The following is a 23,812-nucleotide window of genomic DNA, read 5'->3' on the forward strand; positions in this document are numbered from 1 at the left end:
GGGTATAACGCCTGATCTTCTGTCAGGCTTCGTTATATTTGTAACCAATACCGTAAAGTGTTTCTATTGATGAAAATTCAGGGTCAGCATTGCGCATTTTCTTACGCAACCGCTTGATATGACTGTCAATTGTCCGGTCGTCGACATAGACCTGATCTTCATAGGCCACATCCATCAACTGGTCGCGTGATTTCACGACACCGGGGCGCTGTGCCAGCGCCTGAAGCAGTAGAAATTCCGTGACTGTCAAGGTCACATCCTCGCCCCGCCATTTGACCTGATGGCGCAGCGGGTCCATTTCCAGCTGGCCGCGCACCATGATCTTGACTTCCTCAGCAGCCTCGGGCCCGGCTTCGTTCGCCTGCTTGCGCCGCAACAGCGCGCGGATACGTTCCACCAGCAGACGTTGCGAGAACGGCTTGGTGACATAGTCATCCGCCCCCATGCGCAGGCCCAGCACCTCATCAATCTCGTCATCTTTGGATGTCAGGAAAATGATGGGCATCTGTGACTTCTGGCGCACCCGTTGCAGAAGTTCCATCCCGTCCATACGCGGCATTTTCATGTCAAGCACGGCCATATCGGGCATTTTGCGGCTGAACGCGTCGAAGGCTGCCTGACCATCATTATACGTTTCAACATCGAACCCTTCTGCCTCCAGGCAGATGGAAACAGATGTCAGAATGTTCCGGTCATCGTCCACCAAAGCTATTTTAGACATTTGAATGTCCCTATTTTACTGCTCAAATCGGCATTTTTGCCATTATATTGCCACACAATCCCGCAAACCCCCGACAGAAGCAACAAAAAACAACACCACAACGGCCCAGCGGCTGCTGATTCGGACAGCATCTTGCCAATTGGCAACACTTGGTATGTCAGAAATTTATGAATGTTGCGCTAACGCGACGTTGATTGCGCTAACTGCCCCAAACGAGCCTATGCTTTGCCACAATCGTAGTGTTATAGGCGGTGGACGGGTGACTGGTCTTGCGTGCCGCACCCTGTGTATTCGTCCGTCCGCAACCCGGTTCGAACCATGGAACATGCGCCACATGGAGCAATCAAAATGACGACACCCAGAGTCAACCCGAACAAACGCCTTGAACATCAGGGGGTTACTGATGCCTCTGAGGTGCATTACAACCTGTTGGAACCGGCCCTTGTAGAAGCCGCGCTGAAGCGTGGCGAGGGGCGTCTGGGCCTTGGCGGGGCGTTGCTTGCCTCGACCGGGACACATACAGGGCGCTCTCCGAAAGACAAATTCATCGTGCGCACGGCCGATGTCGAGGACAAGATCTGGTGGGAAAACAACGCCCCCATGAGTTCTGACGCCTTTGACCGTCTGTATGCTGACATGCTGGAGCATGTGAAGGGGCGGGAGCTGTTTGTTCAAGACCTGTATGGCGGTGCGGACCCTGCCCACAGGTTGGATGTGCGCGTGGTGACGGAACTGGCATGGCACGGGCTGTTCATCCGCAACCTGCTGCGCCGCCCCGCAGCCGAAGAACTGGCGCAGTTCGAGCCGGAATTCACCATCATCAATTGCCCCAGCTTCAAGGCCGATCCCGCCCGCCATGGCTGCCGGTCAGAAACAGTGATCGCGCTGAACCTGTCGAAAAAGCTGATCCTGATTGCCAACACGGCCTATGCGGGCGAAAACAAGAAGTCAGTCTTCACGCTGCTGAATTACCTGCTGCCCGAAAAAGGCATCATGCCGATGCATTGCTCGGCCAATCACGGGCTGAATGATGTGGACGACTCGGCTGTGTTCTTCGGCCTGTCGGGCACTGGCAAGACAACCCTTTCCGCAGACCCTGCCCGCACCCTGATCGGGGATGACGAGCATGGCTGGTCTGATACCGGCATCTTCAATTTTGAAGGCGGCTGCTACGCCAAGACCATCAATCTGGACCCCGAAGCAGAGCCGGAAATCTATGCCACCACCAGCCGGTTTGGCAGTGTGGTCGAGAATATGGTCTATGACCCCGATACGCTGGAACTGGATTTTGCCGATGACAGCCTGACGGCCAATACACGGGTTGCCTATCCGCTGGATGCGATCTCGAACGCATCGGCCACCTCTCTCGGGGGGGTGCCGAAAAACATCATCATGCTGACCTGCGATGCGTTTGGCGTGCTGCCCCCCATCGCACGGTTGACCCCTGCGCAGGCAATGTATCATTTCCTGTCGGGCTTTACGTCCAAAGTGGCAGGCACAGAACAAGGCGTGACCGAGCCGCAGCCGACATTCTCGACCTGCTTTGGTGCCCCCTTCATGCCGCGCCGTCCGGAAGTTTACGGCAAACTGTTGCAAAACAAGATCGCGCAGTTTGGCGCGGATTGCTGGCTGGTGAATACCGGCTGGACAGGCGGGGCCTATGGCACTGGCTCCCGGATGCCGATCAAGGCCACGCGCGCATTGTTGAGTGCTGCGCTGGACGGGTCCCTCTCGGGGGTGGAATTCCGGCGCGATCCGAATTTCGGCTTTGATGTGCCGGTTTCGGTGCCGGGTGTGGCAGATGTATTGCTGGACCCGCGCCGCACATGGGCCGATGCAGATGCCTATGACCGGCAGGCGGCCAAGCTGGTGGCAATGTTCGCCGAGAACTTTGCCCAATATGTCCCCTTCATCGATGACGAGATCAAGCGCGCGGCCATCGGCTGAAACGCCCCTGACCTGATAGCGAAAGCCCCGCCCTATCGGGCGGGGCTTTCAAGACTTCACTTGTGGGGGGCTTCGCCCCCGCGCCGCTGCGCGGCACTCCCCCAGAGTATTTTCAGCAAGAAAATGTCATGATCCAGTGACCCTGCGGTACCAGTCTGCAATTTCTTTGCGGGACTGGTCATCCATCAGGACCGTGCTGCCCGGGGGCATGGCATGGCTTGCCCCTGATTGCAGATAGATGGGGAGGGCGGCGCGCGCGACCTGCGCTTCGGTTTCCAGCTTGATCCCTTTGGGTGCCCAATGCAGCCCCGGCCAATTGGGCTGTTCGGCATGGCACATGGAGCAATGCCCCACAACGGACCAATAGATATCTTCAAACTGGGGATCTTGTGCAAACCGCGCCACAGAGGGTGGCAGGCTGGCGAGGTCTTCGTCATCTCGGGCCGGCTTGCCCACTGTCGAGAGCAGGATGATGGCGATGAACAGCGCGATCGTGGCCCCCCATGTCCACCATTTATAGCCATGGCCCATATGCAGACTGTTGAAGAAATGCCGGATTGTCACGCCCATGAGAAAGACCAACCCTGCGATGAGCCAGTTATACTCGGATGCGAAAGCCAGCGGGTAATGGTTGGACAGCATCAGGAAGATGACAGGCAGGGTCAGGTAATTGTTATGCGTAGAGCGCTGTTTGGCGATACGCCCATATTTCGCATCAGGCGTTCGGCCCGCGCGCAGATCGGCCACCACGATTTTCTGATTGGGAATGATGACCATGAAGACATTGCCCGACATGATCGTAGCAGTGAATGCCCCCAGATGCAGCAGCGCCGCGCGCCCTGTGAAAACCTGGGTATAGCCCCAGGACATGATCACCAGCAGCACGAACAAGAACACCATCAGGCGGGTATTGTCTTCGCCAAAGCGCGATTTGCACAGGCCGTCATAGATGACCCAGCCTATGGCCAGTGACGCGATGGAAATCGCAATCGCCTGCCACACGGCAAGGTCCATCTTTTCCGCGTCGATCAGGTAGAACTCTGCGCCAACGTAATAGACCAGCGCCAACAGCGCGAAGCCCGACAGCCAGGTGGCATAGCTTTGCCATTTATGCCAGATCAGATGCTCTGGCAGGCGATTGGGGGCGACCAGATATTTCTGGATATGGTAAAAGCCACCGCCATGGACCTGCCACTCCTCTCCATAGGCGCCCTTGGGCAGATCTGCGGATTTGCGCAGGCCCAGATCCAGCGCGATGAAGTAAAAGCTGGCCCCGATCCAGGCGATGGCCGTGATCACATGCACCCAGCGCACAGCAAATTCCGCCCATGCGCCCCAGACCGCCAGTTCCAACATTCGAGATACCCTTCCTGTCGCGTGTTCTGTCACCCTATACCGGCGCGCCAGTTTCTGTTAATCCATGAAAACACCCAGCACTTTCAAAATCATCCTGAAAATCATCATGGCCTATCTTAGCAATGTCAGAATGTTCGTGCGTGTCTATGAATTGGGCAGCATGTCGGCGGCGGCGCGCGACCAGCGCACCTCGCCTGCGGTTGCGTCCGCGCGGGTGGCAGAGCTGGAAAAGCATCTGGGCGTGCGGCTGTTCAACCGCACCACGCGCTCGCTTCAGCCGACATCGAATGGTCAGCTCTTCTATGAGGGCGCGGTGAAGATACTGGATGCCGTGTCCGAGGCCGAAGGCGCGCTGACCCGCGCCACAGCCCAGCCGCGCGGCATGTTGTTTGTTGCCGCGCCCTTGGGTATCGGGCGGCGGTTGATTGCGCCGCATGTGCCGGTATTCAAGGATGAGAACCCGCAGATCGAGCTGCGCTTGCGCCTGTCCGACCGCAGCATTGATGTGACCGCTGAAGGGCTGGATGTGGCCTTTCACCTTGGCCCGCTAGAGGATTCGGCGCTGAAAATGCGGGTTATTGCGGAATGTCCGCGCATTCTATGCGCTGCCCCCTCTTATATTGCGCGGCGCGGCATGCCTGCGGATGGCGACGCCCTTGTGCGCGACCGCCATGACTGTCTGAACCTACGCTTTCCGGGCGCGCGCGAGTTTCAATGGCGGTTGCAGACAGCCAACGGCCCGCAGCGGTTCAAGATTGCAGGCCCCTTCGAATCGGATGATGGCGATGTGCTGACCGCTTGGGCGCTTGCAGGGCGCGGGATCATCCTCAAGCCCGCATTCGAGGTGGTGGACTATCTGTTGGCAGGCACGCTTGTCCCTGTTGCCACCGCGACGCCCCCCATGGCCGTAACGCTGGCGGCACTGACACCGCACCGGCATTTGCGCGACCCGAAGGTGACGATCTTTACCGATTTCATCGCCACCCATATCAAAACCGCGCTGGCAGAGGCGATGGCCCGCTGCGCTCAGCTTCCGCGATAGGTAGAATAGCCGAAAGGCGACAGCAACAGCGGCACATGGTAATGGCTGGTCTTGTCGCTGATGCCAAAGCGGATCGGCACCTCGTCCAGAAACAGCGGGTCCGGCCCCGCCTGGCCCGTGGCGCGCAGATAGTCGCCTGTAAAAAAGACCAGCTCATACTGGCCCGCGGCAAAGGCGTCTTGGGGCAGAATCGGGGTGTCGGTGCGCCCGTCGGCATTGGTTACACGTTCGACCAACGCCTCTCGCGCGCCCCCGTCCAGCCGGTACAGCGCGATCTTCAGCCCTGCCGCAGGCAAGCCGCGCGCTGTGTCCAGAACATGGGTGGTCAGGAATCCGGCCATGGTGATCTCCCTCAAACTACGGTCCGCGCGATCTTGCAGCGCAAAGCAGTGTTTTGCCAGCCCCTTGCATCTGCCCTTGGCTTGAGGTCTTTCAAAAATTGACAGAAGGTCGAGACAGCTTTTGTGCTTTATCACCTGTTCATGCAACGCTCCGGAGGCTCTTGTGCAACGCTATCCCCGCAACCTGACCGGCTATGGTGCCACTGGCGCCCAAGCCAAATGGCCCAATGGCGCAAACATCGCCATATCACTGGTGTTGAATTATGAAGAAGGCGGCGAGAATTGCCTGCTGCATGGCGACGCCGCCTCTGAAGGGTTCCTGTCGGACATTCCGGGCGCAGCCCCCTGGCCCGGCCAGCGCCACTGGAACATGGAATCGATCTATGATTACGGCGCACGCGCAGGGTTCTGGCGGCTGCACCGCTTGTTCACCGCGCGCAATCTGCCGGTAACAATTTACGGCGTGGCAACCGCATTGGCGCGCAACCCGGAACAAGTGGCCGCCATGAAGGCCGCCGATTGGGAAATCGCCAGCCACGGCCTGAAATGGGTCGAGCACCGCGACATGAGCGTGGAAGAAGAACGCGCCGCGATCCAAGAGGCTCTGCGCCTGCATACGCAGGTCGTGGGAGAGGCCCCGCGCGGCTGGTACACTGGGCGCTGTTCGGTCAACACTGTCCGCCTTGCCGCCGAGACAGGCCAGTTCGACTGGATTTCAGACACTTATGACGATGACCTGCCGCATTGGATGGAATTCGGGGACCGCGACCAGCTGATTCTGCCCTACACGCTGGAAGCCAATGATATGCGCTTCGCCACATCCCCCGGCTGGACGACGGGTGCGGAGTTTGAAAGCTACCTTCGGGACGCATTCGATGTGCTTTATGCCGAAGGGGCCGCTGGCGCGCCCAAGATGCTGTCCATCGGGTTGCATTGCCGCCTGATCGGGCGCCCGGGCAAGATTGCGGGGCTGATGCGCTTTCTTGGCCATGCCATGGCGCATGACGGGGTGTGGTTTGCCCGCCGCCGCGACATTGCGCAGCACTGGGCCACAACCCACCCCCATACCCGCCGCGAACGCCCCAGCCAGATGGACCGCGCGCGCTTTGTCGCCTGCTTTGGTGGCATATACGAACATTCCGCTTGGGTGGCAGAACGCGCGCATGGGCTGGAGTTGGGACCAGCACATGACAGCGCGACCGGCCTTGCCAATGCGCTGGCGCGCGTATTCCGTGCGGCACAAAGCGACGAACGCATGGCAGTTCTGCGCGCCCATCCGGACCTTGCGGGCAAACTCGCTGCCGCCAAACGCCTGACCGCTGACTCGACTCAGGAACAGGCCAGCGCAGGGTTGGACGCGCTCACCGATGCCGAGCGCGCGCAGTTCCAAAGCCTCAACACGGCCTATGTGAAAAAACACGGCTTTCCCTTTATCATCGCCGTGCGCGACAATACCAAAGCCACAATCCTTGCCGCCTTTCAGACGCGCCTTCACAACGACACTGAAACAGAATTCGCCACGGCCTGCCGACAGGTCGAACGCATCGCCGAATTGCGGCTGAAGGAGTGTCTGCCCTGATTGTATTTTCTTGCTAAAAATACTCAATCCCACGCCGCCACCAGAACCGGAGCCAGACCAGATGCAAACCCTCACCCCCAGCCCGTTGACGCAAGCCGCTTTTGCGCCCTTCGGGGATGTGTTGGAGGGTGCAGGCACACCCGACAAGCTGATCAATCAGGGGCTTTGCGGGCGGTTTCATGACCGCGCGCGGCTGGATTTCGGGCCTGATGGGCGCGCGGGCATCTCGATCTTTGACGCGCAGCCGCGCGCCCTGCCCTACTTGCTGGACATGGTCGAGCGGCACCCTGACGGCTCTCAGGCCTTTATCCCGATGCATGAACAGCCATTTCTGGTGATCGTTGCCCATGATCTGGGCGATGCGCCGGCAAACCCGCTGGCCTTTATCACAAACGGGGCGCAGGGTATCAATTTCCACCGCAACATCTGGCACGGGGTTCTGACCCCGCTGGCCAGCCCCGGCCGCTTCGCGGTAATCGACAGAATCGGGGATACGCCGAATTTACAGGAATACTGGTTCACAGCCCCGTGGCAGGTGCATCACCCGGTGTGAGCGGCGCTGGACTGCGGCCTTGTCAGGCCACAGCTTCCATCTCGGCAATGATCCCGTTCACCACTTCAGAGAGCAGACCCTCATCATCGCATTCCGCCATGACGCGCACCAGCGGTTCGGTGCCGGATTTGCGGATCAGCAAACGCCCCCGCCCGTTCAGGCGCAGTTGTGCATCTTCAATAGCGGCTTGCACTTCGGTCTTGGACAGCAAATCCACCCCCGGCGCATAGCGCAGGTTTTTCAGCATTTGCGGCACAGGCTCGAAACTGCGGGTCAGCATCGAGGCGGGCTTGTCCGTCTCGACCATGGCGGCCAGAAATTGCAAGGCTGCGATCATGCCATCCCCTGTGGTGGCGTAATCGGTCATCACAATATGGCCCGACTGCTCGCCACCCAGATTCCAGCCCCCCTGACGCATCCTCTCGACCACATGCCGGTCGCCCACGGCGGTGCGTTCCATCCGCAGGCCACGGCCTTGCAAGAATTGCTCCAGCCCCAGATTGGACATGACAGTGGCGACAAGCACGCCTTCATGCAGGCGGTCCGCCTCGGCCCAGCGGCGGGCAAACAGCGCCATGATCTGGTCGCCATCCGCGATCTGGCCGCGCTCGTCTATCAAGATCACGCGGTCCGCGTCGCCATCCAGTGTGATGCCCAAATCCGCGCCCGTCTCCAGCACTTTGGCGGCACAGGTGCGCGGATGGGTCGATCCGCATTCAAGGTTGATATTCAGGCCATTCGGGCTGGTGCCAATCGGGATCACATCCGCGCCCAGTTCCCACAGCAATTGCGGGGCCACGCGGTGGGCCGCACCATTGGCGCAATCCAGCACAATGCGCAGGCCATTCAACTGCGTGCCGCGCATCAGCGTGGTTTTGGCATATTCGACATAGCGCCCGCCTGCATCTTCAATGCGCTTGGCCCGCCCGATATTGGCGGGTTGGGCAGGGGTGATATTGCCTTCGGTAATCTTCTCGATGGCTTCTTCATCTGCATCCGACAGTTTGAACCCGTCAGGGCCGAAAAACTTGATGCCATTGTCCTGATGCGCATTGTGACTGGCCGAAATCATGATCCCAAGGTCGGCGCGCATGGAGCGGGTCAGATACCCCACCGCCGGTGTCGGCACTGGCCCCAGCAGCAAGACATTCATCCCGGTTGAGGTCAGACCCGCTGTCAGCGCCGTCTCGATCATGTAGCCCGACAGACGGGTATCCTTGCCGATCACAACGCGGTGCCCGTTGGACCCGTCGCGCCGGAAATGCCGGCCCGCCGCCGCGCCCAGTTTCAGGGCCATTTCAGCTGTCATCGGAAAACTGTTTGCTGTGCCACGAACCCCGTCCGTGCCAAATAACTTGCGTGTCATACCTTCACCCCATTTACCGTTTTTTCAAGCGCCTGCCCAACAGCCAGCGCCTGTCTTGTTTCAATCACGTCATGCACACGCAGTATTTGCGCACCCTGCCCTGCTCCAAATAAAGCCGCAGCAACCGATCCCGCCATCCTGTGCGACGCCACCTCGACCCCGCAAAGCGTGCCGATAAACCGCTTGCGCGATGCCCCGAGAAGGATAGCACATCCCAACTGGTGCAGCAGCGCCAAAGATTGCAGCAGTGCAAGATTATGCTCAAGCGTCTTGCCAAAGCCGATGCCCGGATCGACAATCACCTTCGAGCGGTCGATCCCCGCCGCCTCGGCGCGCGTCACAGCCTGTGCAAGCCAATCATACACATCCAGCCGCACATCGTTGTATTTAGGGTCATTTTGCATGGTCTGGGGGGTGCCTTGGGCATGCATAAGGCACAAGGGCACGCCCGCTTCCGCGACCACGCGGCCCATATCACGATCCCATGTCAGGGCTGAAACATCATTCACCAAATCGGCACCTGCGGCCAGTGCCGCAGCCGCGACCCGCGCCTTGCGTGTATCGATCGAGATGGGCACGCGCAGCCCGTCCGCGCGCAAGGCTGCGATCAAGGGCGCTGTCCGCGCGATCTCTTCGGCGACCGGCACCTCTTGTGCACCGGGCCGTGTCGATTCGCCGCCGATATCCAGAATATCAGCCCCCTCCGCGACCATGCGGTGTGCCTGTGCGCAGGCGCGCTCGAAACTGTGGAACTGGCCCCCATCCGAGAAACTGTCAGGGGTGACATTCAAAATGCCCATGATCCGCGGGCGCGCAAGGTCCAGACCGCATAGCGGGGGCAATTCTGCCAGCAAACCCGCATCCTGCGTGCGGCAAAACGCGCGCTCGGCCCAGCCGCCATCGCGGTTAATTTCGGCAATTGCAGCAAGACGCACCGCCTTCTGGCCGCGCAAGGCAGGCATTTCGGGCGATGCAAGGGCAGCGGGGCGCAACAGCGGCAGCAGGTATTTCATGCAAGCTGTTTGCCCAAAGCGCGCAGGGCGCGCAAGCCTCAGCGCGGCAAATAGGCCTGCGGCACATGGCTGCCGGGGGGCGCGCTTAGCCCTTCGGGCATCAGCAGTTGCGCGGCGGCAACATGTTCGGCCAGCCACAACGCCAGCGCCAGACCATCTTGCGCCGGGCCATCAGGGCTGTCGGTGGAATCGAGCATCAGCTTGGACGGCGCCCATGCGATCACCTGCCCCTGCTTCATGGCCCAATCAATCTCTGTGCGGCTGGATACAACCACGCAACGCGGGTCCAAAGCCGCCAGTCGCCACGCGTTCTGTTCAATCGCCAACAGGTTTATCCGCCGCTGCACAGCCGGATGGCCCGTTGTCGCAACAGCCTGTGGCGGCATGCCGACACACAGAATTACCGGCAAGCCCCGCGCCAGAAGCGCATCCAGCCGTGCGGAAAGATCGGGCGCGTCAATCGTGCTATTGTCCAGATACACCACCAACGGGTGCACAGTGGTTTCTTCGCCTTTGGGGTCCAGCGCACGCAAGGGCTGCGCGGCGCGATTGCGCACAATCTCGACCCCAAGCGCGCCCGGGCCACGATCCAGCTTTTCCACCCGCACAAAAGCGCGCATCGCCTGCGGTTCCAGCAAAACACGCGCGGCAATGCGTTCCGCCAGTGTTTCCAGCAGGTTCAGACGTTCTGCGGCCAGTTCAGCGGTGATGGCTTCGGTGATCCGGTCATAGGACAGGATGCGATCCACATCATCTTCAACCGGGGCGGGGTGCGGACGCAATTCCACCACGACATTGAAGCGCACGCGCTGGGTCTGGCCACGCTCTGCCTGAAAAGCGCCAATCTCGACGGCCACAACATGATCGCGCACCGAAATACGGTCGCGCGGGTCTGCGGGCGCAGACGCTTCCGCGCGCGCTTCGGGATGGGCGAAGGCCAAACGAATATCAGAGGTCATGCAGTCTCTCTCAGCGCTGTTGCCCCCTTGTAACGCCTGAACCGCCCGACACAACGCGCAATCCCGCCCCCACGCGGGCAGGAAGCGACATGGGATGCCAGGTCAGCCGCGATAAAACAGATGCGCGCCGATATGTGTGGTTTGTGTGAAACGGTGTGCCCAAGACGGGTTGACGGCAGTTGTATGGAAATACAGCGCGCCCTGCGTCAGGCCGCGATGCCCGCCTTCAACCATCACCTGTGCAATCCGTTGCGCGCGCGACGCGGCCTTGCGATTGGGCATCGCTTCGGAATTGCCATCACAGGCGAAACTGAACTGGCAGCCCCCCATGCGGCCCGCGCGCACACCCTGATAGACGACACCGCAAATGGAATTGGGGAATTTGCGCGAATCGACCCTGTTCAGGATAACTTCCGCCACAGCAAACTGGCCCCGCAGGCTTTCGCCGCGCGCTTCGTGATAGATTGCTGTTGCAAGGCAGGCTTTTTCGTCATTCAGGGGGCGCAGATCAAGGGTGCGCAACCACCTGTCATTGTATTGCACCACACGCCGCTCCAGCGTGGCGGGCCGCAGCATGGGCCGCGTTGAAGACATGGGCGCAAATGTTCTGTTGAAACGGGGGGTTGCGATCCCTGCGCCCTGCGTGGACAGGCGGACATCCACCTTTGTCAACACCGCCATCGCCGCGTCGTCGCGCGCCATCGGACGGGGCGATGTGGTGACAGCGGCAGACAAAGCAGGGGTTTCAGGCGCTTGATACTCCAGATTTCCCTGCCCCTCTGGCACAGGCGGTGTGACCATCCGCATGGGCCAGATTTTCAAGACATCCGCATCAAAGCGCGCCACTGACGGAGCATGCGGTGCGCCTATATCTGTCATCACCACATTGCGAAGACTGGGGTTCGACTGCTGAACCGAAGCCATGACCAGTTTTGCGCGCATGTCTTCATTAAGTGTCGCATCCTGCACCCGCGAGCCGACACTGAGCGGTGCCATCAAAGCGCCGAGAACACATATAGAAAACACCATGACACGCGAATAGCGAAGATGCCCTGCCACAAACCGAGAGGTCGCCACACGCGCGCCTTTCTCTGGAATACGGTTTTCCCGCGTCAGCACCAAAGTTTCACTAAAATCAGTCATACAAAATAGTGCGGCACTTAATTTTGCGCCTGCTCCCAACGTTCAGATTCACATTTCCGCGAGGACGAGTACAACAAATTGACCAAAAGGTCTACAAACTCGAACCCCACGCCCCTGTGGCATGGGCTTGTTTTTGCCGATAGCCTTAAAAAACTGTATAGTTTCAGAGGTCAGTCAAGCTCTTCGATGACCAGCTGCGCCGCAGCAAGCCGTGCAACCGGCACCCGAAACGGAGAGCAGGACACATAATCAAACCCCAGTTCCCGACAGAATCGAATCGATTCCGGGTTGCCGCCATGCTCGCCACAGATTGACAGGGTCAGGTCTTCGCGTGCCTTGCGGCCGCGCGCAGCACCCAGTTGCAGCAATTCCCCCACCCCGTCCAGATCGAGCGTGTGGAACGGGTCTTCGGGGAAAACCCCTTGCTGGACATAATCCGACATGAACCGCCCCGCATCGTCGCGTGACAGGCCATAGGTCATCTGGGTCAGGTCGTTTGTGCCAAAAGACAGGAACGCGGCATGCAGTGCAATGTCGCCTGCCCGCAATGCCGCGCGCGGGGTTTCGACCATAACGCCCACGCGATATTCAAAATCCACCCCCATACGCGAGCGTACCTGCGCTGCGATGGCGTCGATGCGCGACTTGATCAACTCCACCTCGCGCATGGCCGAGACAAGCGGGATCATGATTTCAGGCGCAACCGGCGTGGCCCGGCGCGATACTTCGACAGTCGCTTCAAAGATCGCACGCGCCTGCATCTCGTAGATTTCCGGTATCGTCACCCCAAGGCGCACGCCGCGCATGCCCAGCATCGGGTTGAATTCCGACAATGCCTCGGCACGGCGGATGATCTCGGACAGGGGTTTGTTCAGCGCATCCGCAAGAAAACGCAACCCTTCTTTGGAATGCGGCAGGAATTCATGCAAGGGCGGGTCAAACAGGCGAATGCAGACGGGCTGGCCTTGCATGATCTCGAACAGGTCAATGAAATCGGCGCGCTGCATGGGCAAGAGCCGCTCCAGCGAATCCCTGCGATCCTCGGATGTGTCGGCAAAGATCATCTCGCGCATCAGGGTCAGGCGATCATCCTCGAAAAACATATGCTCGGTGCGGCACAGCCCGATGCCCTGTGCCTTGAACTCGCGCGCGATGCGCGCATCGGCAGGGGTGTCGGCATTGGCGCGAATGCCGATGTCACAGCGCGCATCGGCCCAATCCAGCAGCGTGGTAAACCGGTCATCCAGCGCAGGTTCCAGCAACGCCACCTCGCCGATCAGCACCACGCCATTGGTGCCATCGACTGTCAGCATGTCGCCCTCGGACAGGGTATGCCCGCCCGCGCGTACAGTCTTGCGCCGCTCGTCGATCTGCATGCCGGTGGCACCGACCACGCAGGGCACCCCCAAGCCGCGGCCAATCACGGCGGCATGGCTGGTCATGCCGCCCCGCTCGGTCAGCACGGCTTGGGCGGAATGCATGCCGCGAATATCCTCTGGCGTGGTTTCGCGGCGCACAAGGATACACGGCTCGTCGCGCGACGCACAGGCTTGCGCGGCGGTCGAGGAGAACACGATCCGCCCGATTGCCGCTCCGGGGCTGGCGGCAATACCGCGCACAAATTGTTCGGTGCGCGCGCGCGCATCCACCTGCCGGTGCAACAACTCGCTCAGCGCTTTGGGTTGGATGCGCATCAGCGCCTCATCCCGCTCGATGATGCCTGCATTCGCCAGATCCACCGCCACCCGCACAGAGGCGCGTGACGAGCGCTGAACCGTCACCGCGTCCAGAACCCACAGCTTGCCATCATCCAGCGTGAACTCGATCTCCATCTCCTCGCGCAGCCGCGTGCGCGCGTAATCGCCGTGGCGCAGCAATTCCGCGAAAGCGTCAGGGCAGCGTTCCTCCAGCGACGGGCCGCGCTTGTCGCGCGTCAGGTACAGCACATTCTCGCCGTTCTGCATCGCATCCAGCGCATGCACCCCGCGCGATTTGAAGCGGCCTGTCACTTGCGGCATGCCTGTCTCGGCATCGATAAACCGGATCAGCCCGGCCCCGCTCTCGCCCGCGCCAATGCCACCTGCCATCGCCTGCACCACCAGCCCAAGGCCCGCATCCGCAGGCGCGCCCTTGGCCTGCCGCAACAGCCGCGCCGATGTCCCTTCCCATGCCCGCGCCATAGAGCGCAGCACATCCGCCAGTTGCTGCGCGGGGGATTGGGGGAAGGGTTCTTCGACTTCCGTCTCGTAATCACGCAAGGCCGCCTGAAGCGCGGGCAGGCAGGGTTCTGTGGCATCGAACATATCAGGGTCCAGATGGGCGACATGGGCGGCATAGGATTGCACGAAGCGCAGATACAACTCTGTCGCCACCGGCTCGCCGTAAGCGGCGGCGATCTCGGCGTGTTTTTCGTCATTCATGCCGATGTTTAAAATCGCCGCAGGCCCGCCCCATTGCGGATGCTCGGCACTGGGGCGCACAGACATAAGCTGGCCTTGCGGGAAATGCCCCAACAGATGGCGCAGGTTCATCTGCGCACCTGTCGCGATTTCGCGCACAACTGCGAAAGACAGCGCAATGGTTTGCGGGACTGGCATATCCAGCCGCACAAGACGTTGCAGGCATTTGGCCCGCCAGCCATGGGTCTCGCGCTTGATCGGGGCCGATCCGGTGATCTGGGCGTAATCTGTCAGGGTCAGGTATTTGGGCATTGGTGGCACCTTCTGGCTGCGCCGCAGCATAGGCCAATACGCACCGGACTCAAGGATTTGTTAGTGCACAGTCTGGCCTGCGATGTGCGCCATGACCCCGGACTTGATCCGGGGTCTCGCGGCCTTGTGCCCTGTGCGCATGGCAGGACCAGAGGTCCCGGATCAAGTCCGGGACCGCGCAGCACCCGGTTCTCAGCCCTCGACCCGCGTCAGATCGGCCACTTGCAGACAGGTCGCGCGGATGCGGTGCAGAAGGTTCAGCCGGTTGCGGCGGATGATCTGGTTGTCCGTGTTGATCTGCACCGCGTCGAAAAACGCATCAATCGGCGCGCGCAGGCCCGCCATGGCGGACATGGCGGCGGCGAAATCCTCGGCCTGCATGGCGGGGGTGATGGCAGATTCGGCAGTGTCGAGCGCTGTGAACAGCGCGCGTTCCTCGTCTGTTTCGGCCAGTTTGGGATCTGGGCCGAAGGAGTATTCCACCCCGTCCTTGGCTTCCTCTTTCGTCAAAATGTTGTTGGCGCGCTTGAAGCCTTGCAGCAGGTTCTCGCCATCGCTGGTTTTCAGGAACGCACTCAGCGCCTCGGCCCGTTTGACCAGCAGGGTCAGGTCGTCATTATTCGGCATGGCAAGGCAGGCGTCGATCACGTCATGCCGGATGCCTTGCTCGCGCAGGTGGACTTTGAGACGGTCGTGGAAGAAGGCGAGGAGGTCTTTTGCTTGTGAAAATTCATCGCTGAACTCCGACCACCCTACCGGCGAATAAATCTTTATGTTTTCAAGATCAGACTTAAGGTGATGCTTCAGGTTTGAGGAGTACATTTCTAGCGCTCTGGTAAGAACCTCTTTTGTTTCATCTGCCTTTGCTTTCAAAATCTGTCCCTTAATTCGGATTAAACCCTCCAAAATACGCGACATACAATCTGTCCGCACCCCATTCCCCAACACCAACCGGATAACCCCCAGCGCAGCCCGTCGCAGCGCATAAGGGTCTTTCGACCCCGTGGGCTTCTCGTCAATCGCCCAGAACCCTGTCAGCGTGTCGATCTTGTCGGCCAAGGCCACAGCCACCGAAACTGGCGAGGATGGCACCGAATCCGATGGGCCCAGCGGTTGGTAATGCTCCACACAGGCGCGCGCCACGTCTTCAAGCAGCCCCGCTTCCCGCGCATAATAGCTGCCCATCAAGCCTTGCAATTCGGGGAACTCGCCCACCATTTCAGACCGCAGATCGGCCTTCGCTACCCGCGCGGCCAAAGCCGCCTGTTCCGCATCCGCCCCCACCAGCGGCGCAATCTCGCGCGCCAGCGCCTCGATCCGCGCGACGCGGTCGGTTTGCGAGCCAAGCTTGTTGTGGAAGGTCACATCGGCCAGCCCTGCGCCCATGCCTTCAAGCCCCGCTTGAGAAACAGTGCGCAAGTCATTGTCCCAAAAGAACTTTGCATCCGACAGGCGTGCTGCCAGAACCTTTTGATTGCCCGCCAGAATGGTCGCGCCACCATCCGCAGTCTCGCGGTTGGCAACGGTCACGAAACCCACGATCTGCCCGCGTTTGGGGTCGCGGACAGAGAAAAACTTCTGGTGTTCCTTCATCGAGGTTTGCAGCACCTCTGGTGGCAGGCCAAGGAATTGCTCCTCGATCCGGCCCATCAGCACGACGGGCCATTCGACCAGCCCTGCCACCTCGGCCAGCAGGCCGCGATCCTCGACCAGCTCCAACCCTTGGGCGAAGGCCATTTGCTGCGCGTCATTCCAGATGTGATCTGCCCGCTCGGCAGGGTCCAGAATGACCTTGGCGCGCTTCAGCTTTGCTGCGTAATCCTCGAAACTTGCAACAGAAAATGCGTCCGGCGCCATGAAACGGTGCCCGCGTGTGGTGTCGCCTGCAACAATCCCGTCCACATCCAGCGGCACCACCTCCGCGCCCGCCTCGGTGGTCAGGATGCACAGGATCGAATGCAAAGGCCGCACCCAGCGCAAGCTGCCATTGCCCCAGCGCATGGATTTGGGCCAAGGGAAATTGCGGATCGTGGCTTCCAGCACTTCGGCCACAATCGCGGGGGCCGCGCGCCCTTCGCTGACGACCATGGCAACATAGACCTGCCCCTTCTTGTCATCGCGGAGTTCCAGATCATCCATCCGAAGCCCGGTAGAACGCAAGAACCCCTCCACTGCCTTTTCCGGCGCGCCCAGTTTGGGGCCGCGCCGTTCTTCGCGCGTGGTGGGAGAGTGGTCGGACAGGCCCTGCACCGCCAGCGCAAGGCGGCGCGGCGTGGCAAAGGTCTCGGCATGGGCATAGGTCAGGCCCGCCTCGACCAACCCGTCGGTTATCAGCCGCTTGAGCGCGTCGCGCGCGCCCGCCTGCATCCGCGCGGGGATTTCTTCGGAAAACAGCTCGATCAGAAGGTCAGCCATGGGTCAATCTCTGCGTTCTGGGGGCGGCGGGCAGCCTTGGGGGACAGGGTCGCCATCGAAATGGGCCTCGCCACAGGGGTTGATCTGTTGCCACGCATAGCCGCGCCCGTCCATCAGGAGGACCACACGATCAATGCCGTAGCTTATATTCGACACGCCCATAACAGCCTGCGCGCGCCCGTCGCGCAGGGCATCCGTCAGCACGCCCGCATCGAAACACTCGAACCAGCCCGGCGCGTTCAGCGGCGTGGCGCGGGTATAGGGCGTCAGTTGCGCAGCGTCGATCTCGATGTCGAAACAGGCGCGGTAGCGGATGGGAGAGCTGTCGGAATCGATGCCGCGAAAATTGGCGACAGCAAAGTCCTGCGCGGCGGCTGCGCCCAAAGGCGTCAGGCGCACGCTGTTTTGGGCGGGCAATTCGTCATAGAACGCATAGACTTGGAAATAATAGGTTCCAAGCCCCGCCAGCACAGTTGCCACCACCAGAAAGCTGACCAGAATACGCCCCGTCACGCGGCCACCCCGCCCGCTTCGGTCTGCACAAACGCATCGGCACAGAGTTTGGCAAGAGCGCGCACGCGCCCGATATAGGCCTGCCGTTCGGTCACCGAAATGACGCCGCGCGCATCCAGCAGGTTGAACAGATGGCTGGCCTTGATGCATTGGTCATAGGCGGGATGCACCATGATGATGCGTTTGCCCGTCGCCGGGTCATCGGCGGGGGTATCCAGCAGCTGGCGGCACTCTGCCTCTGCATCCTCGAAATGGCGCAGCAACGTCTCGGTCGTGGCGGCGTGAAAATTGTGGCGCGAATATTCCTGCTCGGTCTGGCGGAAAATGTCGCCATATGTCAGCGGAATCAGCGCATCGGGCGCATTGAACGGCATGTCCATGACGTGGTCAACGCCCAGCACATACATGGCCAGCCGTTCCAGCCCATAGGTCAATTCGCCCGAAACAGGGCGGCAATCATGCCCGCCAACCTGCTGGAAATAGGTGAATTGCGACACTTCCATGCCGTCACACCAGACTTCCCAGCCCAAGCCCCATGCGCCAAGGGTGGGCGATTCCCAGTCATCTTCCACAAAGCGGATGTCATGCAGCGCATCATCAATGCCGATGGCGCGCAGGCTGCCCAGATACAATTCCTGCAAATCGGGGGGCGAGGGTTTGATGATCACCTGATACTGGTAATAATGCTGAAGGCGGTTCGGGTTCTCGCCATAGCGCCCGTCTGTGGGGCGGCGCGAGGGCTGGACATAGGCCGCAGCCCAAGGGCGCGTGCCCAATGCGCGCAGGGTTGTGGCGGGGTGAAATGTGCCTGCGCCCACCTCCATGTCATAGGGTTGCAGCATGGCGCAGCCTTTTGAGGCCCAGTAAGTTTGCAGCCGCAGGATGATTTCCTGAAAGCACTGGGGCTTTTGTGATGTGGAATCAGACCGCTGTTGCATGGCCGCCTCTTGTCTTGTGCTCAGTTTTTCTTAAAGCTGCGTCTCAATAGGCAAGCTGCCGCGCAGGGTCAACGGACAAACCCGTATCTGACCTGTGGCGTGGCCGCACATAAGGTAATTTGGAAAGGAAGACAGCGTATGGGTTTTCAGACAGGCCGCTTGGCATTTCGGGCGGCAAGCCTGACGGCGATCGCTTTGGTCATGGGCATGGGCGCATATGCGCAGGACGTGCGCTGGGTGCAGATCGAGGCGCAGCGCAATCTGGAAGATGCGCTTGAACGCGCCCGCCTGATCGAGCAGCAGTTAAGCAATGTCAACGGGTTCCGCCTGCCAAGTGACTGGTATGCCATAAGCGTGGGTCCGTTCGAGAATGAAACCGAAGCCTTCAGCGTGCGCAGGCAATTGCGGGCCGACGGGATCATTCCGGCAGATGCCTTTGTCAGCAACGGGTCGGATTATCTGGAACAGGTTTTTCCGGCATCAGGCACAGCCATGACCCCTACCCCGCCCGTGCAAGACAGCTTGCCGCAGGCGGCACAAACTGAAGACCCAGCGCCCCTGACCGGGCTTGCACCAGAGCCAGAACCGGAACCACAGCCCACACCCGAGGAAACACTGCGCGAAGCGCAAGCGGCAGAGCGCGCCTTGGACCGCGATACACGCGCTGATATCCAGATCGCGTTGCAGTGGTTCGGGTTCTACAATCTGGGCATTGATGCCGCTTTTGGCCCCGGCACACGCCGCGCAATGACGGCTTGGCAAGAAGATCGCGGCCACGCGCCGACAGGTGTTCTGACCACAGCGCAGCGCACTGAGTTGCTGGAGGGGTACCGCGCCGAACTGGCAGCTTTGGGCATGGACACATGGCGCGACGAGGACGCGGGCATCAGCATTGATCTGCCGCTGTCCATGGTCGCATTTGACCGCCGCGAAACACCTTTCGTGCATTTCTCGGAACGGAACGATAGCGGCGTGCAAGTGCTGCTGATAAGTCAGGCAGGCACGCAGGCCACGCTGTTTGGCCTGTATGAAATCATGCAGACGCTGGAGATTGTACCGCTGGAAGGTCTGCGCGAAAGGCGGCAGAATTCTTTTGTGCTGACAGGTCAGAATGACACTCTGCGTTCGCACACAGTGGCACAGTTCCGCAATGGCGAGGTCAAGGGCTTCACCCTGATCTGGACGCCCGAGCGTGACGAGCAGATGGCGCGCGTCCTGCCGATGATGGAGACAAGCTTTGCGACCTTCAGCGGCAGTCTGCCCGCGAGTGCGGGCCAGCCCAGCACTGTGCAACGCGCGGCCCTGTTGTCGGGCCTGTCTGTCAGGCGGCCGCAGTTTTCGCGCTCTGGCTTTTATGTTGATGCGACCGGCACAGTTCTGACCAGCGCCGCGGCAGTGGCGGAATGTGGCCGGATCACGATTGACGAAGCCTATAACGCGCGCGTCATTGCCCGCGATGAGGGGTTGGGGCTGGCTGTCCTGCGCCCAGAGACGCCGCTTGTCCCGATGGCATTTGCGCAGTTTCACAACCGCGAGACGACATTGGGCGCAGAGGTCACAATCGCAGGCTTTTCATTCGAGGATGTGATGACCCGCCCTGTACTGACTTTTGGTCGGGTAGAAGGGATGCAAGGGCTGAATGGCGAGGCTGACACCTTGCGGCTGAGTGCCGAAGTGCGACAGGGCGATCTGGGCGGGCCGGTTTTTGGCAGCAATGGCGCTGTCATCGCCATGTTGCAGGGCCAACCGCAAGATGATGCGCGCCAACTGCCCTCGGATGTGAATTTTGCCGTGAATGCGGCAGTTATTCAGGATTTTCTACGCGCCAGCAATATCTCCAGCGGGACATTGCGCGAGGATGTTGTGGTCGCACCAGAGATGCTGACGCGCATGGCAGGGGATCTGACAGTTCTGGTGTCTTGCTGGAACTGACCCGCACGCGCGGGGGTGGGCCAGAGGTGCCGGGTCAAGCCCGGCACTGCCATCCCGCTAGTGGCGGGCGAAATGGCGCGTGAAATTGGCGAGTATCCGGCCCGAGATTTCGGTCTGCGCATCCGCGCATAGGGCGGTCAGGGCCTCGGCCTCGTCCGGGTGAAAATAGCCTTTGTCGCGGTACACACGGATACGCAGCGCGAAACTTGCGCCATCAGCTTCGGGGTGGAATTGCGTGGCATAGACGCGCGCGCCGTAGCGCAGCATCTGGATCGGGCAGCGCGCCCCTTCCAGCAGATGGGTGGCCCCTTTGGGCAGCGCATCCAATGCCTCTTTATGGCCGACAAGGGCGGTAAACCGGTCTGGCACACCATCGAGAAGAGGATCGCCCGCACTTTCGGGACGGCGCTGGCAGGTGATCGGCCCGATGGGTTCGCCGAAACTGGCTTTCGACACAGGCGCGTCCAGATGGCGCCCCAGAATACCGATACCGTAACAACAGCCCAGAAACGGCACATCCTGCGCAATGATGCGCGGCATCAGGCGTAAGATCTGCGCCTCGATCCGTGCCTCTGTCGGGTCTTTCATGTCCACAGGGTCGCTGACACAGCCCGGACCACCCCCGACGATCACACCAGACAGCGCCGAGAGATCAAGATCATCCGGCAAATCCACCTGATCCAGCCGCAGGCGCTGTACATGCTCTGCATCCAGATGAGCGCGGCGCAGGATCGCTGCGAATTCTTCATCTGCGGCCTCTGCCTCGGGGCGCAGTTGCAAGATTAGAAAAGGTTTCATCTGTGTATCTCTCCAACTGACATATGCGCCCCTCACCCCCGCCAGAAACGTGGCAGCAAGAGCACCAGCACCGCCAGAACCTCCAGCCGCCCCAGATACATGCCCACAATCATCAGCCATTTGGCCGCCGCTGGAAACCCGTCCACTGCGCCCGTCTCGCCCACTTCCAGACCGAAGACAGGCCCGACATTGCAAATCGCCGTCCAGGCCGCAGTAATCGCTGTGCGCAACTCCAACCCTGTCAGCGACAGCGCGACCGCCAGCAGCATGAAACTTGCGACAAACACCGTGAACATGACAATCACAGATGAAATCACATCTGGCTGCAAGCGTTTGCCGCCAAGTCGCAGGGCCACCACCTCATTGGGGCGGCGCAGGCGTTGCATCTGCGCGCGGATCGCCTCGAACAGGACCAGATAGCGAAATATTTTCAGCGAACACCCCGTGGATGCCGTACAAGCCCCGATAAAGCCCACAAGTATAACCACCAGCAACGGGAAATCGCCCCAAGCCGACACATCGTCGCTGCCATAGCCCGTGCCCGTGAACAGGGTCACCACATTGAACAGCGTGCCGCGCAGTACATCAAGAAAACCTGCATCGCTGGTCATCATGCGGTAGACGATCACAGCGCCCACCGAATACGCGATCCAGCGCACAAAGGCACGCACCTGCACATCTTTCCAGACCGCCGCCCAAGACCCGCCCAGAAGCTGGATAAACCGGATAAAGGGCAGCCCCGCCAAGACCATGAAGACGACAGAAACATATTCCAGCGGCCCTGTGAACTTCGCAAAAGAGGCGTCCGAAGTTGAAAACCCCCCCGTTGCAATGGTCGTCATCGCGTGGTTGATGGCGTCAAAGCCGCTCATCCCGAAGGCCATATAGGCCGCGATGGCCGCCAGTGTCAGGCCGAAATACACCTGCAACAACCCTGCCGAAATATCATAGACGCGCGGCAAGACCTTGCCCATCGTGTCAAACGCCTCGGCCTGAAAATGCTGCATGCCGCCCACGCGCAGCACCGGCAAAAACACCAGCGCGACAATGACAATCCCCAAGCCCCCCAGCCATTGCAGCATAGAGCGCCATAACAGCACGCCCGGCGGCAGGCTGTCCAAGCCGACAAACACGGTCGTGCCTGTGGTGGTCATGCCGGACATGGCCTCGAAATAGGCATGGGTCAGATCGGCTTGTGGCGCGCCCAGTGCGAAAGGGATCGCGCCCAGCGCTGGCAGCACCGCCCAGACACTGGCGGTCAGCAGGAACGATTGTCGCCGTCCAAGCCCCGCATCCAGCCCGTTGCGCGTTGTCATCGCGGCCAGCCCGCCCACAAGGCACACGATGAAACTGGCCCGTGCGAAGGCGCGCCAATTCGCTTGGCCTGCCTGCCAATCCACCGCAGCCGGAATCAGCATCAGCAGGCCCAGCACAAGACCAAGCAAACCAAGCAGATGAACAATGGGGCGAATATCCAGCATGACGAGCAGCCTTTGCGCGTGTCTTGGCGGGTGTCAAGCGCCCATAGGCGACAGCGTGCATGCGCCAAGCAGCTGCGCCACATCTTCGAGGCGGCACAGTTGCGTGCCATCGGTCATGACAGCCGCCGCAGCAGCGGCGGTGCCAAGGCGCAGCCCCTCGAAAAAACTGGCCCCCCGCGCCAGCGACAAGGTGAAAGCGCCAGTGAAACTGTCGCCTGCGCCAACTTTGCTGCGTACTGCGACATCGGGCGCGCGGCAGTGGAACACCCCGGCCCCACCGGCCAGAACTGTCCCATCTGCCCCGCGCGCGATACACACATGCTCTGCCACCCCGCGCGCGACCAGCGCTTGTGCAAATCCGCTGGTATCTGTGGCCTCGGCAAGGACGTGGCCTGCCTGTGCCTCTGCCTCGGCCTGATCCAGCCGCAAGACAAGCGGGCGCGCCTGCGCCAAGGGTTGTTCCATCAGCCGCGCAAGTGCGGCGCCGGATGTGTCCACAATCAGCCGCCCCGCGCCCAGTTCCTGCGCCAGCTCTTGCGCGAAAGCGGCCCCGACGCCATCGGGCTGACTGCCAGACAGCACGACAAACCCCGTCGCTTGCGCCACAATGTCGCGGCGCGCCTGCACGGCCAGCCCCTCTGGCCAATCTTCGCCCGGCAGTTGCAGGCGGAATTGCTGGCTGTCGTTATCGGTGATTGCCCAGCTTTGGCGCGTGTCGCCGGGCGCATCAAACACATGCGGGACAATCCCTTGCTGGTGCAACAAGGCTTGATGCTGCGCGCCACTTGCCCCGCCCAAGGCAACCCATGCCTGCACCGAGCCACCCAGCGCATGAATGGCACGCGCAACATTGACGCCACCGCCGCCGGGTTCCCACACAGGTGCGGACAGGCGCAGCTTGGGGCCAGCCTGCATGCGAGAGACCCGCGCGGACAAGTCCAGCGCGGGGTTCAGAGTGACTGTCAGAATTGGGTCTTGGGCCTGCTGCATGGCGCGAGCCTAGC

General features: G+C 60.8%; 19 protein-coding genes. 5 read left to right on the top strand and 14 right to left on the bottom strand.

Going from position 1 to position 23,812, the window contains the following annotated elements:
• Positions 1 to 22: 22 nt before the first annotated feature.
• Positions 23 to 721 carry a response regulator transcription factor gene (locus tag BG455_RS13120; protein WP_071470434.1) on the bottom strand — a complete coding sequence of 233 codons (699 nt, stop codon included), beginning with the start codon at positions 719 to 721 and terminating at the stop codon, positions 23 to 25.
• Between the two features lie 348 nt (positions 722 to 1,069).
• Between BG455_RS13120 and BG455_RS13125 the strand changes: the two genes are divergently transcribed.
• The gene (locus tag BG455_RS13125; protein WP_071470607.1) at positions 1,070 to 2,668 is read left to right on the top strand and encodes a phosphoenolpyruvate carboxykinase; all 1,599 of its coding nucleotides are present in this window, start codon (positions 1,070 to 1,072) and stop codon (positions 2,666 to 2,668) included.
• Positions 2,669 to 2,794: 126 nt separating this feature from the next.
• Here BG455_RS13125 and BG455_RS13130 read toward each other — a convergent pair whose 3' ends face one another.
• Positions 2,795 to 4,024: a urate hydroxylase PuuD gene (locus tag BG455_RS13130; RefSeq protein WP_071470435.1), complete on the bottom strand. Its 1,230-nt coding sequence runs from the start codon at positions 4,022 to 4,024 to the stop codon at positions 2,795 to 2,797.
• 106 nt (positions 4,025 to 4,130) lie between these two features.
• Here BG455_RS13130 and BG455_RS13135 point away from each other — a divergent pair, with 106 nt between their 5' ends.
• Positions 4,131 to 5,066 (top strand): LysR family transcriptional regulator, encoded by a 936-nt coding sequence (locus BG455_RS13135; protein ID WP_071470608.1) that lies wholly within the window; start codon positions 4,131 to 4,133, stop codon positions 5,064 to 5,066.
• Here BG455_RS13135 and uraH read toward each other — a convergent pair.
• A complete protein-coding gene (uraH, locus tag BG455_RS13140; RefSeq protein WP_071470436.1) occupies positions 5,051 to 5,407 on the bottom strand; it encodes a hydroxyisourate hydrolase in 357 nt (118 codons plus the stop codon). The two genes, BG455_RS13135 and uraH, sit on opposite strands and share 16 nt — an antisense overlap.
• A gap of 163 nt (positions 5,408 to 5,570) precedes the next feature.
• Here uraH and puuE point away from each other — a divergent pair, with 163 nt between their 5' ends.
• Positions 5,571 to 6,986, top strand: coding sequence for an allantoinase PuuE (puuE, locus tag BG455_RS13145; protein WP_071470437.1), 1,416 nt, complete (start codon positions 5,571 to 5,573; stop codon positions 6,984 to 6,986).
• Positions 6,987 to 7,047: 61 nt separating this feature from the next.
• Positions 7,048 to 7,539: an ureidoglycolate lyase gene (locus BG455_RS13150; RefSeq protein ID WP_071470438.1), complete on the top strand. Its 492-nt coding sequence runs from the start codon at positions 7,048 to 7,050 to the stop codon at positions 7,537 to 7,539.
• A 22-nt stretch (positions 7,540 to 7,561) separates the two neighbouring features.
• On the opposite strand, the gene glmM is transcribed toward BG455_RS13150, so the two are convergent.
• The 8 genes from glmM to BG455_RS13190 form a co-directional block, all read right to left on the bottom strand.
• A complete protein-coding gene (gene glmM, locus BG455_RS13155) occupies positions 7,562 to 8,905 on the bottom strand; it encodes a phosphoglucosamine mutase (protein ID WP_071470439.1) in 1,344 nt (447 codons plus the stop codon).
• Positions 8,902 to 9,918, bottom strand: coding sequence for a dihydropteroate synthase (gene folP, locus BG455_RS13160; protein WP_084386398.1), 1,017 nt, complete (start codon positions 9,916 to 9,918; stop codon positions 8,902 to 8,904). Before folP ends, glmM begins: the two co-directional genes overlap by 4 nt.
• A gap of 38 nt (positions 9,919 to 9,956) precedes the next feature.
• Positions 9,957 to 10,877, bottom strand: a complete 921-nt coding sequence (locus tag BG455_RS13165; protein WP_071470440.1) for a dihydroneopterin aldolase — start codon at positions 10,875 to 10,877, stop codon at positions 9,957 to 9,959.
• Positions 10,878 to 10,979: 102 nt separating this feature from the next.
• Positions 10,980 to 11,873 carry a cell wall hydrolase gene (locus BG455_RS13170; protein ID WP_245735550.1) on the bottom strand — a complete coding sequence of 298 codons (894 nt, stop codon included), beginning with the start codon at positions 11,871 to 11,873 and terminating at the stop codon, positions 10,980 to 10,982.
• 317 nt (positions 11,874 to 12,190) lie between these two features.
• Entirely contained in the window at positions 12,191 to 14,731 is a 2,541-nt protein-coding gene (locus BG455_RS13175; protein WP_071470610.1) for a putative PEP-binding protein, read from the bottom strand.
• Positions 14,732 to 14,923: 192 nt separating this feature from the next.
• Positions 14,924 to 17,146: a glycine--tRNA ligase subunit beta gene (glyS, locus tag BG455_RS13180; RefSeq protein WP_071470442.1), complete on the bottom strand. Its 2,223-nt coding sequence runs from the start codon at positions 17,144 to 17,146 to the stop codon at positions 14,924 to 14,926.
• Between the two features lie 3 nt (positions 17,147 to 17,149).
• Complete coding sequence (locus BG455_RS13185; protein WP_071470443.1) at positions 17,150 to 17,659, bottom strand: DUF6446 family protein; 510 nt, start codon at positions 17,657 to 17,659, stop codon at positions 17,150 to 17,152.
• The gene (locus BG455_RS13190) at positions 17,656 to 18,597 is read right to left on the bottom strand and encodes a glycine--tRNA ligase subunit alpha (protein ID WP_071470444.1); all 942 of its coding nucleotides are present in this window, start codon (positions 18,595 to 18,597) and stop codon (positions 17,656 to 17,658) included. Before BG455_RS13190 ends, BG455_RS13185 begins: the two co-directional genes overlap by 4 nt.
• A 138-nt stretch (positions 18,598 to 18,735) precedes the next feature.
• Here BG455_RS13190 and BG455_RS13195 point away from each other — a divergent pair, with 138 nt between their 5' ends.
• Positions 18,736 to 20,529 carry a trypsin-like peptidase domain-containing protein gene (locus BG455_RS13195; RefSeq protein ID WP_084386400.1) on the top strand — a complete coding sequence of 598 codons (1,794 nt, stop codon included), beginning with the start codon at positions 18,736 to 18,738 and terminating at the stop codon, positions 20,527 to 20,529.
• 57 nt (positions 20,530 to 20,586) lie between these two features.
• Here BG455_RS13195 and BG455_RS13200 read toward each other — a convergent pair whose 3' ends face one another.
• From BG455_RS13200 to BG455_RS13210, 3 genes are read right to left on the bottom strand one after another with little or no spacing between them, the layout of a single operon-like run.
• Complete coding sequence (locus BG455_RS13200; RefSeq protein WP_071470445.1) at positions 20,587 to 21,327, bottom strand: glutamine amidotransferase; 741 nt, start codon at positions 21,325 to 21,327, stop codon at positions 20,587 to 20,589.
• A 32-nt stretch (positions 21,328 to 21,359) separates the two neighbouring features.
• Positions 21,360 to 22,808 (bottom strand): TrkH family potassium uptake protein, encoded by a 1,449-nt coding sequence (locus tag BG455_RS13205; RefSeq protein ID WP_071470446.1) that lies wholly within the window; start codon positions 22,806 to 22,808, stop codon positions 21,360 to 21,362.
• Between the two features lie 33 nt (positions 22,809 to 22,841).
• Entirely contained in the window at positions 22,842 to 23,798 is a 957-nt protein-coding gene (locus tag BG455_RS13210) for a 1-phosphofructokinase family hexose kinase (protein ID WP_071470447.1), read from the bottom strand.
• Positions 23,799 to 23,812 lie beyond the last annotated feature (14 nt).

It is taken from the genome of Roseinatronobacter thiooxidans (genome assembly GCF_001870675.1).
GTDB lineage: Bacteria > Pseudomonadota > Alphaproteobacteria > Rhodobacterales > Rhodobacteraceae > Roseinatronobacter > Roseinatronobacter thiooxidans.

Excerpts from the sequence above, each read along its gene's own strand:
- glmM (WP_071470439.1), bottom strand. The coding sequence starts at position 8,905 with ATGACACGCAAGTTATTTGGCACGGACGGGGTTCGTGGCACAGCAAAC.
- BG455_RS13205 (WP_071470446.1), bottom strand. The coding sequence starts at position 22,808 with ATGCTGGATATTCGCCCCATTGTTCATCTGCTTGGTTTGCTTGGTCTT.
- BG455_RS13175 (WP_071470610.1), bottom strand. The coding sequence starts at position 14,731 with ATGCCCAAATACCTGACCCTGACAGATTACGCCCAGATCACCGGATCG.
- BG455_RS13210 (WP_071470447.1), bottom strand. The coding sequence starts at position 23,798 with ATGCAGCAGGCCCAAGACCCAATTCTGACAGTCACTCTGAACCCCGCG.
- BG455_RS13120 (WP_071470434.1), bottom strand. The coding sequence starts at position 721 with ATGTCTAAAATAGCTTTGGTGGACGATGACCGGAACATTCTGACATCT.
- BG455_RS13135 (WP_071470608.1), top strand. The coding sequence starts at position 4,131 with ATGGCCTATCTTAGCAATGTCAGAATGTTCGTGCGTGTCTATGAATTG.
- BG455_RS13200 (WP_071470445.1), bottom strand. The coding sequence starts at position 21,327 with ATGAAACCTTTTCTAATCTTGCAACTGCGCCCCGAGGCAGAGGCCGCA.
- BG455_RS13125 (WP_071470607.1), top strand. The coding sequence starts at position 1,070 with ATGACGACACCCAGAGTCAACCCGAACAAACGCCTTGAACATCAGGGG.
- BG455_RS13170 (WP_245735550.1), bottom strand. The coding sequence starts at position 11,873 with ATGGCACCGCTCAGTGTCGGCTCGCGGGTGCAGGATGCGACACTTAAT.
- BG455_RS13130 (WP_071470435.1), bottom strand. The coding sequence starts at position 4,024 with ATGTTGGAACTGGCGGTCTGGGGCGCATGGGCGGAATTTGCTGTGCGC.
- BG455_RS13165 (WP_071470440.1), bottom strand. The coding sequence starts at position 10,877 with ATGACCTCTGATATTCGTTTGGCCTTCGCCCATCCCGAAGCGCGCGCG.
- BG455_RS13150 (WP_071470438.1), top strand. The coding sequence starts at position 7,048 with ATGCAAACCCTCACCCCCAGCCCGTTGACGCAAGCCGCTTTTGCGCCC.
- BG455_RS13195 (WP_084386400.1), top strand. The coding sequence starts at position 18,736 with ATGGGTTTTCAGACAGGCCGCTTGGCATTTCGGGCGGCAAGCCTGACG.
- folP (WP_084386398.1), bottom strand. The coding sequence starts at position 9,918 with ATGAAATACCTGCTGCCGCTGTTGCGCCCCGCTGCCCTTGCATCGCCC.
- uraH (WP_071470436.1), bottom strand. The coding sequence starts at position 5,407 with ATGGCCGGATTCCTGACCACCCATGTTCTGGACACAGCGCGCGGCTTG.
- BG455_RS13190 (WP_071470444.1), bottom strand. The coding sequence starts at position 18,597 with ATGCAACAGCGGTCTGATTCCACATCACAAAAGCCCCAGTGCTTTCAG.
- glyS (WP_071470442.1), bottom strand. The coding sequence starts at position 17,146 with ATGGCTGACCTTCTGATCGAGCTGTTTTCCGAAGAAATCCCCGCGCGG.